Source organism: Halomonas sp. CSM-2, from assembly GCF_002119345.1.
Taxonomy (GTDB): Bacteria; Pseudomonadota; Gammaproteobacteria; order Pseudomonadales; family Halomonadaceae; genus Vreelandella; species Vreelandella janggokensis.
The window spans coordinates 1-10,978 of the sequence record NZ_NBYR01000033.1 but is presented as its reverse complement, the minus strand read 5'-3'; the positions used below and the strand labels follow the sequence as shown (position 1 = coordinate 10,978).

Here is a 10,978-nt window from a genome sequence, read left to right as displayed (position 1 = left end):
AACTATGGGAGAGCGCCAAATATGTCTCATGGCCACGTAGTCACGCCAACCCCATTGTCCGCGTGCCGAGACCTTCTGGCAGACCTGAGTCTAAAACGATAGCTCGATTGCCCAATGAGTACGATACATTTGAGTGCTGTATCGCGTATAGAGACAAGCGCGGTATTGAGGTCTGGGGCCAAAAGCGCTGGAGGGAGTTACTGCTTGTCGAGGCTCGCTCGGTCGCAAGGCACCATCAACGGCCTGCAGGTCCGATAACGGGTGTCTATCAATATGAACGCCCATCAGGATCAACCGCATGGATTGCAGCATGGTATGAGTTAAAAGCCGACGGCTCGCGAAAAAAACGCAGCGCCCAATTTAGCTATGGCACTGACATATCCCGCTATGCTTCTTCTGATGACGCCATGCAGGCCGCGATTGCTAAACGCAAGGAAGAAGAAGAGCGATGGTACTGTGTACTGGGCGAGCGGGATGACCGACATGTTAACAAGTAGGTGGGAGTCGGTTTTCCGTCAAAGATCAAAGTACGCTTTTGATAACCATCACGGGCATACCTGCGACAAACCACTATCAAGAACAAAAAGGAGGTTTTCATGACGACCGTGCCGATTTTCAAATATGGCAAGCAACAAGCAATTTGCTTACCTAGGTTTTGTACGAAAAGTTGGCTCGCAAGCAACGGTCGATGCACGCGACGCATACCATCGCTCTAAAGCTACTGGCTAACTTTTCATATCGTGTGGCGATTCGGCGTAACTCTTTCAGCCAACCAAAGCAGCGCTCTACTGCATTGCGTTGCCGATATTTATGTTTATCAAACCGTCTTGGTAATCCAGGACGGGCTCTTCGATGCATATCACGTTGAGCTATCACGGGCTTCATACCGAGTTATTGTCAAATCTGGTGTATGACCATCAGGCGGCGTCTCTGCCAGTTTGATCATCCACCTGCTCTCCATCCCGAAACTGGACGTTGTCCACGACCAGCTTCAGTTGGTCGAACCCCTTGATCCGCTTCCAGCGTTTTTGGGAGTTATTGTCAAATCTGGTGTATGACCATCAGGCGGCGTCTCTGCCAGTTTGATCATCCACCTGCTCTCCATCCCGAAACTGGACGTTGTCCACGACCAGCTTCAGTTGGTCGAACCCCTTGATCCGCTTCCAGCGTTTTTGGGCGGATTGGAGTAATTTGAACACCATCGATAAGGTGGTGTCGCGAGAGCGTAGGTTAGCCTTAGGCGCTCGCGCTCCGTATGTAGCTGGTCACGGATACGTACATCCAGCTCCTGGCGATTTTGCATCACACCGCTGCCAAAGCTTAAGCGCACTACCGGGTGGCGCTGCTGCCAGCCCCACTTATCGTGAATATATAACCTGTCAAACAGCGCTTCGCGGCCCTCAAACAGGCAGCCTAAGGTATTCAACAGCGGGGTTTTATCAAAGTAGCGCGGGCGGGAGAGAACGAAGTATTTGTTCTGGTTCGCCAACTTTTCAATCAACGGCGTTTTAGTACGTTTAAAACTATCTTCTTCTCGGGCATGTTCTAGACGAACTAACTGGTGAGATTTGCCATGCACACAACACGCATCACCATCGTGGGCGCTGGACTGGCGGGGCTGTATGCCGCTTATTTGTTGGAACAGCGGGGCATCACCGATTACGTGGTGCTGGAAGCGCGGGAGCGAGTGGGTGGGCGTATTGCGTCGCTGTTGCCTGATGAGGCCCGTGCTTCTGAGGCGTTTGATCTGGGGCCTTCGTGGTTTTGGCCGGGGTTTCAGCACGCGCTGGGGGCGCTGGTGGAGTCGCTTGGGCTTGTGTCGTTTGCCCAGTATGAAACCGGCGATATGGTGGTGGAGCGCTCTCACCAGATGCTGCCTGTGCGTATCAGGGCTTTGCGAATCAGCCGCCTTCGATGCGGCTGCAAGGCGGCATGCAGGCATTGATAGATGCGTTGCGCCAGCGTGTTGAGCCTTCGCGACTTCACACGGGGCAGGCGGTTCAGGCTATGTCGCTCACCGGCAATGGCAATGTGGCACTGGCGTGTGCTAGCGGGCAGCATTACACCGCGCAACACGTGCTGTTGGCGGTGCCGCCCAGGTTGGCGGCACAGGCGATAACGTGTTCACCGCCACTGCCACAACGCCTTACTCACCAGTGGGCCAATACCGCTACCTGGATGGCGCCCCATGGTAAGTACGTGGCGCTGTATGCCACGCCTTTTTGGCGAAAAGCACAGCTTTCGGGAGAGGCGCGTAGCTTGATCGGCCCGCTGGGTGAAATTCATGATGCGTCTCACCCGGATGGCCAGGGGGCGCTGTTTGGCTTTTTTAGCTTACCTGCCAGTGCACGGGCGCAGATTGACGATGAGACGCTGCTCCAGCACTGCCGTGCACAGCTCGCCAGGCTGTTTGGCCCTGAAGCGGCTAACCCAACGCGGGATGTGATTAAAGACTGGGCGCAGGAATCGTTCACCGCTACCCACGCCGATCAACAACCTAGCGAGCATCATGGCATGGCACCGCCCGTTCGCGCTGCCGATGGGCCTTGGCAGCCTTGCTTAACCGGCATTGGCAGCGAGTGGGGCGAGCAGTATGCCGGTTACTTGGCAGGTGCCATTGAAGCCGCCGAGCGCGGCGTGGCAGATGTATTGGCGAAGTAGGGCGCTGTGCCAAGCGCTAATCCAGCAGCGATTCACCAGAGCGCGTGAGCAGCGCTTTTAAGCTAGGGGATTCAAACCGGCGCTGAATGGTAATGGCGTAGAACTCCTCCCATACGCCGGGCAGCGCGCCGTAATCTTTTAGCGTGCCGTTGTGCAGCTCGTCGCGCACCACCACAGGTGGCATAACGGCAATGTGCTGAGTGTCCCGCGCCAGTAGGCGCATCATCGCCATGTCGTCTACTTCGGCGGCAATTTTGGGCGTTAGCCGGTAGTGGCTGCACAGCTGGTCAAAGGCGTGGCGCGTGGCGTTTTCAACCCCGGGCAGAATTAAGGCGTGGCCGCTTAAGCCTTTGGGGAAAGCGGGGGGCGGCGAGAGGTGGGGCGCTGCAATCAAGCTCACCGGCTGGCGCGCTAACCGCTGGGAGCGCCAGGGGTGTTCACTATCACCGCGCACGGGCTGGTTAGAAAGCACCACGTCTAACTTGTGGGCAGAAAGCCGCCTTAGCAGATCATCCATGCCACCGCTTTGCAGTATCAAATCCAGGTCGTCTCGGCCCAGCAGCGGCCGCACAAACACCTCCTGAAAGTTGCGCGAAAGTGTGGCGACTGCCCCGACGCGCACCACTTCGCGGTGGGCGTGGCCGCCTTCAGCAAACAGCGCGCTCAGCTCTTCGCCTTGGGTGAAGATGGTTTCCGCGTAATCAAACGCCAGCCTGCCCGCTTCGGAAAGGTGCAGCTGCCGCCCTTCGCGAATAAACAGCGCTTGGCCCAAACGCTCCTCTAACTGGCGAATTTGCTGGGAAAGCGACGACTGTGACACGTGCAGTGCTTCCGCCGTGCGGGTCAAGTGGCCTGATTTAGCCACTTGCCAAAAATAGTAAAGATGATGGTAGTTGAGCTTCATAGCGGCGGAACCTCAGGCAGCGTATTGGCTATACGTTCTGTTTTAAAGAACGATTTATCAAAAATAAACTATTTTTTATATAGTAATGAGCGCGGCATAGTCGTTTTCACACGACAAAGGGGAAGGGCTATGCCAAATTTCGTCGACATAATGGTGCTATCACTGCTAGCGCTGTGGTTATTGGTCCCGGTTTCGCTGTTAGTGATGGCGGGCGTCAGCGCGCGGGCCAGCGCGCCCGCATCGCTGCAGCGCGCTTGGAAAATAGGCCGTTGGTTAACGGCAAGCGCGCTGGTCGCAAGCTTAGCAGTGGGTGGGCTGCTGGTACTGGATGCGCTGGGTGTACCCACCGGCCTGCCAGAAGCCGCTCAGCCGCTGGGCTTGTATCCAGATGGCTTGGCTGTGTGGATGGCGCTACTCATCAGCTTGTTAGGCACGGTGCTGCTGCGCTTTGCAGAAGGCTATCTAAAGGGCGACCGTGGCGAGCGTCGGTTTTTACCCTGGTGTTTAGTGGTGCTGGCAAGCGTGATGCTGCTGGTCTTTACCCACCACTTGGTCGTGATGTTGATTGCCTGGGTGGGCGTGAGCGTGGCGCTGCACCATCTGCTGACGCTTTATCCTGAGCGTGTGGAAGCCCAGCGAGCAGCGTGGCAAAAATTTGTGGTAAGCCGTATTGGAGATGCCGCGCTAATCGCGGCAGTGGCGCTGCTTTATGCCCGTTTCGGCACCTTTCAATTACCCGAGCTGTTTGCCGCAGCCGCCGCTACCTCCGGCAACTGGCAGGTGGAGGCCGCCTCGGTGGCGCTGGCCATCGCGGCGCTGTGTAAGTGTGCCCAGGTGCCGATGCATGGCTGGTTGATTAAAGTGATGGAAGCTCCTACGCCGGTTTCCGCGCTGCTGCATGCGGGGGTGATTAACCTGGGTGGCTTTGTGTGGCTGCGCTTGTTCCCGGTGTTTGATGGCCTAACGCTGGGCCACTACCTGCTGATTGCCGTGGGTGGTTTTACCGCGCTGGTTGCGGTGATGACGATGCTGACCCAAACGTCCGTCAAGCATGCCCTGGCGTGGTCTACCTGCGCGCAAATGGGCTTTATGCTGTTCGAAATTGGCGTCGGGGCGTACACCCTGGCGCTGGCCCACCTGCTGGCGCACTCGCTGTATAAAGCGCACTCTTTCTTGGCGTCTGGCCGTACCGTGCGCGCCGCCCGCTGTGAGCGTTTACCGCTTGCACCGCTGCGTCAGCGGCTTTCCCTCGCGCTGCCTGCGGCCGCCGTCGCGGCGATGGTACTGATGATGTGGCCCTCTCTGGTTAGTCATAACCCGCTGTTGGGCGCTCTGCTCAGCTTAGCGGTGGGCAGCACGCTGCTGGGCATGCCGGTGGGCACCGCCAAACCCAAGCGTTTAGCGCTGGTAGGCATGGCACTGGCGCTAGTGCCGCTGTATGCCTTGCTACACAGCGTGCTGGCACCGGCGCTGCCCAGCGCCTACACGCCTTTAACACTCACGGCAGGCCTTCTGGGCACACTGATGCTGGTAAGCCTAGTGCTGGCCGCAGGAGCCGTGACGCTATTTCCTCAGGCTGCCTGGGTAGCCCGCTGGCGCGTTCACTTTAGCCAAGGGCTTTACCTGGCACTGCCGTTTCAGCGTGCGGTAGATGCGGTAGCCCCCATTCGTGCCTGGTCGCGTCCTTCATCGCTTGCCCCTGGTTTAAAAGGAGAGTGGTCATGAGTCAGCCCGTTGCCGTGGACACATCACTAGAGCAGTACCGCGATGCTTTGAGCCGTGCGACCGACGCCATTGCCCCGGTGTGGCCGCTAGACCAGTGGATTGCGGTCAACCCCTGGTGGGGCCTGAAGCATCAGCCCATTGAGCAGGTGAGCCAAGCGCTCAGCCGCCGGGCCGGGCAGGCCATGACCATGCCCGCTGAGTTTTATCGCAACGCCTGGGAATCAGGCCGGATTACCCCACAAGACCTGCAGCAGGCGCTTAGCCAGGGCGGCTACGCCTATACCCAGCAGAGCCTAGTGAGCTATTTAGCAACACCGCCCAAGCCGGTAACGCCGCTGCGTAGCGCCTGGGATACTTTGGTAGCGCACGATGGGTTTGAGCCGCTGGCGGAGAGCTGTGCGAGCTATTTCGACCACCATCAGCAGCGCTGGGCGAGCCAAGCGGGTGATTCGCTGTATCATTTTTGGAAGCGTGCAGCACAGCATGATTTGCGCTGGCCCAAGGCGCAGCGTCAGGCGTTACAAGCGCTGCCTGATGATCCCCAGGCGGCTATGGATCAGATCGCAGCAGATTGGGCGCTCACCCCGGAAGCATTTGAAGTGCTGGCCCATACGCTGCTGCTACGGGTGAACGGTTGGGCCTCTTGGTGCCAAGGGATTGGCTGGCACACCGTCCACCAAAAGCCGGTCGCCGGTATTACTCAGCTGGCTGCCATGGTGCTGGCGTGGGAGTGGTTAGCGGTTCATCAGTTGGATGTGAACCAGAGACGTGACTGGGTTGCCCAGTGGTCTTCGCAGGAAGCTGCCACTGCAACCAATGAAGCGCTGTGGTGCTGGCAGCACGCCTATGAGCTGGGCTACCAACGTGCACTAGCCAACACCCTTGCCATGCCGAGTGCCGAGCCTGTCTCCACTCCAAAAGTGCAGGCCGCGTTCTGTATTGATGTGCGTTCTGAGCGGTTTCGTCGCCATTTAGAGCAGGCCGCGCCTACCGTGGCCACGCTAGGGGTGGCGGGTTTCTTCGCTATGCCGGTGGCGGATGCCGCGACTGGCCCTGAGCGCGCCCAGCCACGGGTACCGGGGCTGTTAAAACCGACGTATCGGGTGGGCTCATTGCAGCCCCAGCAGCGGGGGATTCAGCGCTACCAAAAAGAGAGCCAGCGCCAAAGCGTGCGCCACGCAAAGTACGCGCCGCTTTCAACCTTCACCCTGGTGGAGACGACCGGCATTGCCTGGGGCTGGAAACTGATTAAAGACAGCCTGCGCAAGCAGGCAACCGTGCCCCAGTGCGAGGCGCCCGCCGGGCTGTTTCACACCTACGACGGCGAACCAATCGCCCGCCATGAAAAAGTAGCGCTGGCGAAAAACCTGCTGACACTGCTGGGAACCCCCACAGCATCGCTGCTGGTATTGGTGGGCCACGATTCGCAAAGCGAAAATAATCCCCATCACGCCGGGCTAACCTGCGGCGCCTGTGGCGGGCAGGGTGGCGGCATGAATGCGCGGGTGGCCGCGGCGCTGCTGAACGACCCGGAGGTTCAGCAGGCCGTTCGACAGGCGGGCGTCGCCTTGCCCAGCCCTTTTCATGTGCTGGCAGCTACGCACTGTACGCTCACCGATCGCGTGCATGTGTACCGTGAGGAATCAATGCCCGAAGTGCTAGAAGATGCGCTCGCCGAGTTTGACAGCGGGGTACGCGTAGCGGGCGAAGCCACTCGTCTAGAGCGGGCACCAGCCCTTGGGGTGGGTGGCACCGACCACATTGAACGCCTGAAAACCCTGGCCATGCGCGGTGCCGACTGGTCGCAACCCCGGCCTGAGTGGGGGCTGGTAAATAACGCGGCGCTTATTTTAGCGCCACGGGCGCGCACCCAAGGGAAAGCGCTGGATGGGCGCACGTTTTTGCACGACTACCACCCCGAGCAAGATTCGGAAGGCAAGGTGCTGGAAGGGCTGATGATGGCACCGATGCTGGTGGCCAGCTGGATCAACCTACAGTACTACGCGTCTACCGTGGTGCCTGGGCTGTACGGCGCTGGCAATAAGCTGCTGCATTCGGTGGTGGGGGGCCATGTGGGCGTTATTGAGGGGAATTCGCCCCAACTGCGAATTGGCCTACCGGAGCAGTCGCTGCGTGATGGCGAGAAACTCCACCACGAACCACTGCGCTTAACGGTGGTGATCGACGCCCCCAAAGCGCGCATTGAGGCGATTATTGAACGCCAGCCGGTGATCGCAGATTTAATCAATCACCGCTGGCTGTGGCTCACCCGCATGGGGGATAACGGCTTAGAGCGCTATTCGCCGGAAGGCTGGCAGCCTGTTATCGTGCCTTACCAGTAAGAGCAAACAGAATATCGTCTATCAGGAGTGAAAAACTGGGCGCAGGTCTAGTTCACCGTTATCTGCGCCCATAACGACACTGACAATGGCAAGGACAGGCGAGTCCCTTTAAACCTAATTGAGTTGCGGATGGCGTATAACTTCTAGAGGATACGCTCTGAGCTGGCTAGTTAAACAGCGTCACCGCGTAAACGGTGGCGCATGGATGCTAACATTGACGTCCTCCCCGCCCTAAAGAGGTTGTCGCAAATCTCCTAACGACTCAAAACAAAACCTATACAGAACGATGTCGATGGCTGGACGACATCATCACGCACGCCCTGGCAGGCGCGATCTTTTTCTTTGTTGCTAGGTAAGGTAATCCCAGGCATCTCCACAACCGATCCCAGAGATGATGACAAAGGCTCAGTGCTACAGCGCGAGCCAGGTTGTAAGCCAGGGTATGCAAGGAAAACTCGCGTTTAACGCCCGCCAGCCCACGGCGCCGGAAGCGAGACAGTCCCTGTTGCTGACGTAGCGCTGAAAACACTGGCTCGACCATGGCCTTTCGCTGCCGGAAGACCGCTTGGGCTCCCGGGTGGGTCATGATTTGTTGCAATGCCAGGCGTGCCTCGTCCTCCGGGTAATGTTTGATTCGGCGCCCCCGGACCGAACGGGTACAAGCAATCCGTTGCGGACAGTCCTCGCAGGCATTGCAGGCATACACCGTTTGCTCACGCGAGCGTACCGACGCGTTTATATGACTGATGCGCTGAAGCCGCTGCCCCACTGGACAGTAGTAAACATCCTGTTCGGCATCGTAAGTGAATAGGTTTTTATGATACAGGCCCTTCGCTTTGTCAGTGGTGCTGGGCCTGGGCGGGCAAAGCAGGCTGACATCACGCGCCAGTGTCGCGTTAATAACGCCATCATCAAAATAGCCGGCATCCAGCAGAAGCTCACGTGGGATCTTGGGTTCCACGCGCTCGCTCTGATCGATCAGCTCACCCACCACCCGCGTCTCGCTCGAGGGATCCACAGCGTGTGCCACGATGATGCGTGCCTCATTGGCAAGGACGGAGGGCGTATAAGCCGGCGCAAAACCGCGTCCACGCTTCTGTCGCTGCATGGCGGCCTCTGGCTCCGTCAGGCTGACACGAACCGTATCGGTACGCTTGCCATGGCGCCGTCGTGCCGCGATCCTCGCATCAAGCACCTGTTCACAGGCGTGCGCTCTATCCAGCTGCTGCTGAGTCTCGTCCTGTTGCTCCGGAAGAGCCTGCTGATGGCCGATCCGGGCCTGACTGACTCGAGCACGCACGGCCTCCTCCTTGAGCAGACGATAGTGAGAGCAGGCCGCTTCGATCACGGTTCCGTCACCCGCCAGGCAGGCTGTCGATGTTCCGGTCCTGGCGAGAACGGTGCGTGTCAGCGCTTCGAAAAATGTCTGTGACAGCGCCTGTTCATGCAGGCAGATGAAGCGTCCGATGTTGGCATGATCGGGGGCAATGCCTCCGGTCACCCACATAGCACCCAGATCCACACGTGCCAGCCGCTCCAACGCGCGCAGCGATGAGACCCCCTGCATGATCCCGTAGAGAATCAACCCCATCATAGCTCGTGGCGCATAGGGTGCGCGCCCTGTGGTGGCATATCGATCCTCGAAGGGTGTCCAGTCCTGGGCATCCAGCAGTTCGGCCACCACGAAAGGGGCACGAATCCCTGACTGCCGCAGATGATCTTCAAGCGGTGTCATGCCCAGGAAAATCGCCGTGGCGTCACCTCGTAGAAAACGCCGCCCTGACGAGCCAGCCGTTACGCGGGAGGATGGAGGAGGCGAAGCAGGCGATGTCTGAAAAAGCGCGAACTGCCTGTCATCGGGTGTGGGCATGCATGCTGTCGACACGGTAAGCTCTCAGGCAGATAGAAGGTTCATGTTACGGCTTTACCCCTTTCGCGACACCCTCTTTTAGGGCGGGGAGGGATAGCGCGGCGGCGTCAGCCGCCCCTGTTCCCGCTCCTCCGTTTTAAGTTGGTTGCCATCTTCACAGAAATGATACTAAAATGTGGCGCATGACGAAACGCGCCTATAAATATCGGTTTTACCCGACGCCCGAACAAACTGAGCTGCTGGCTCAGACCTTCGGCTGTGTGCGTTTTGTCTATAACGCCATACTGCGCTGGCGTACCGATGCCTTTTATCAGCGCCAGGAAAAAATCGGCTATGTCGGCGCTAACGCCCGGCTGACCGAACTCAAGAAAGATCCTGAGCTGGCGTTTCTGTCTGAGGTGTCGTGCGTACCCTTGCAACAATGCCTTCGCCACCAGCAAACGGCTTTCAAGAATTTCTTTGAAGGCCGTTCCAAGTACCCAGCATTCAAGAGCAAGCGGCACCGCCAGTCGGCGGAGTTCACCCGCTCGGCCTTTAAATACCGGGACGGCAAGCTGTATCTGGCCAAGAGCAAAACCCCGCTGGACATTCGATGGAGCCGTGAGCTGCCCGGCAATCCCAGCACCGTGACCGTTTCCAAGGACTCGGCAGGCCGTTACTTTGTGAGCTGCCTGTGCGAGTTCGAGCCCAGCAAACTGCCTGTCACACCGAACATGACCGGCATTGATCTGGGTCTGAAAGACCTGTTTATCACTGACAAGGGTGAACGGGTCGGCAATCCCCGCCATACTGCGAAATACGCCGCCAGACTGGCCAAGGCACAGCGCCGACTGAGCAAGAAAAAGCTCGGCTCGGCCAACCGCGCCAAGGCCCGGATGAAGGTGGCGAAACTTCACGCCAAAATCTCCGATTGCCGACAGGACAACTTGCACAAGCTGTCCCGCAGATTGATTAACGAGAACCAAGTGATCTGCGTCGAATCCCTGAAAGTGAAAAACATGATCCGTAACCCTTCCCTGAGCAAAGCCATTGCCGATGCAGGCTGGGGCGAGTTCGTGCGCCAGTTGGCGTACAAGGCGGAATGGGCCGGGCGCTCACTGATCGCCATTGACCAGTGGTTCCCCAGCACCAAACGCTGCTCGGATTGCGGGCATACCTTGTCGTCGCTGCCGTTGTCGGTCAGGAAATGGGACTGCCCCGAATGCGGCGCACACCATGACCGCGACCACAACGCCGCGACCAACATTAAAGCCGCCGGGCTGGCGGTGTTAGCCCTTGGAGAGAATGTAAGCGGCATGGGGTCAGTCTCCGTGTCCTGTTCTCGGTGAATTGGGAATCCCCTTCCTTTAGAGGGTGTCGCGAAAGGGGTAAAGCCGTAACATGAACCTTCTATCTGCCTGAGAGCTTACCGTGTCGACAGCATGCATGCCCACACCCGATGACAGGCAGTTCGCGCTTTTTCAGACATCGCCTGCT

At 58.4% G+C, this 10,978-nt stretch carries 8 protein-coding genes and 3 pseudogenes; 6 read left to right on the top strand and 5 right to left on the bottom strand.

The genetic code is table 11. From position 1 onward, the window contains the following. Positions 1 to 497: hypothetical protein (locus tag B7L15_RS18655; RefSeq protein WP_085920400.1), on the top strand; the 497-nt coding region annotated here is incomplete at its 5' end. 151 nt (positions 498 to 648) lie between these two features. Here B7L15_RS18655 and B7L15_RS18650 read toward each other — a convergent pair. The 3 pseudogenes from B7L15_RS18650 to B7L15_RS18645 all read right to left on the bottom strand — a co-directional run. Continuing rightward, positions 649 to 885 (bottom strand): annotated as a pseudogene (locus B7L15_RS18650) (transposase); the annotation flags it as partial. A 176-nt stretch (positions 886 to 1,061) separates the two neighbouring features. After that, positions 1,062 to 1,232 (bottom strand): annotated as a pseudogene (locus B7L15_RS19920) (IS256 family transposase); the annotation flags it as partial. Positions 1,233 to 1,282: 50 nt separating this feature from the next. Next, positions 1,283 to 1,579, bottom strand: a pseudogene (locus B7L15_RS18645) (AAA family ATPase); the annotation flags it as partial. On the opposite strand from B7L15_RS18645, the gene B7L15_RS19915 reads away from it, so the two are divergent. Both B7L15_RS19915 and B7L15_RS18640 read left to right on the top strand, forming a co-directional pair. Next, a complete protein-coding gene (locus tag B7L15_RS19915; RefSeq protein ID WP_254902993.1) occupies positions 1,574 to 1,945 on the top strand; it encodes an NAD(P)-binding protein in 372 nt (123 codons plus the stop codon). The pseudogene B7L15_RS18645 and the gene B7L15_RS19915 sit on opposite strands and share 6 nt — an antisense overlap. Next, positions 1,915 to 2,661 (top strand): flavin monoamine oxidase family protein, encoded by a 747-nt coding sequence (locus tag B7L15_RS18640; protein WP_254902992.1) that lies wholly within the window; start codon positions 1,915 to 1,917, stop codon positions 2,659 to 2,661. The genes B7L15_RS19915 and B7L15_RS18640 overlap by 31 nt, the downstream gene beginning before the upstream one ends. A 16-nt stretch (positions 2,662 to 2,677) precedes the next feature. Here the strand turns inward: B7L15_RS18640 and B7L15_RS18635 are convergent, their stop codons facing one another. Then, the gene (locus tag B7L15_RS18635; protein ID WP_085920398.1) at positions 2,678 to 3,565 is read right to left on the bottom strand and encodes a LysR family transcriptional regulator; all 888 of its coding nucleotides are present in this window, start codon (positions 3,563 to 3,565) and stop codon (positions 2,678 to 2,680) included. Between the two features lie 129 nt (positions 3,566 to 3,694). Between B7L15_RS18635 and B7L15_RS18630 the strand changes: the two genes are divergently transcribed. Further along, positions 3,695 to 5,290, top strand: a complete 1,596-nt coding sequence (locus B7L15_RS18630) for an NADH-quinone oxidoreductase subunit L (RefSeq protein ID WP_176243731.1) — start codon at positions 3,695 to 3,697, stop codon at positions 5,288 to 5,290. Further along, the gene (locus B7L15_RS18625) at positions 5,287 to 7,632 is read left to right on the top strand and encodes a putative inorganic carbon transporter subunit DabA (RefSeq protein ID WP_085920396.1); all 2,346 of its coding nucleotides are present in this window, start codon (positions 5,287 to 5,289) and stop codon (positions 7,630 to 7,632) included. The genes B7L15_RS18630 and B7L15_RS18625 overlap by 4 nt, the downstream gene beginning before the upstream one ends. Positions 7,633 to 7,906: 274 nt before the next feature. Here B7L15_RS18625 and B7L15_RS18620 read toward each other — a convergent pair whose 3' ends face one another. Beyond that, on the bottom strand, positions 7,907 to 9,502 hold the full coding sequence (locus B7L15_RS18620; RefSeq protein WP_254902991.1) for an IS1182 family transposase: 1,596 nt from the start codon (positions 9,500 to 9,502) through the stop codon (positions 7,907 to 7,909). A gap of 182 nt (positions 9,503 to 9,684) precedes the next feature. Between B7L15_RS18620 and B7L15_RS18615 the strand changes: the two genes are divergently transcribed. Next, complete coding sequence (locus B7L15_RS18615) at positions 9,685 to 10,830, top strand: RNA-guided endonuclease InsQ/TnpB family protein (protein ID WP_085920401.1); 1,146 nt, start codon at positions 9,685 to 9,687, stop codon at positions 10,828 to 10,830. Positions 10,831 to 10,978 lie beyond the last annotated feature (148 nt).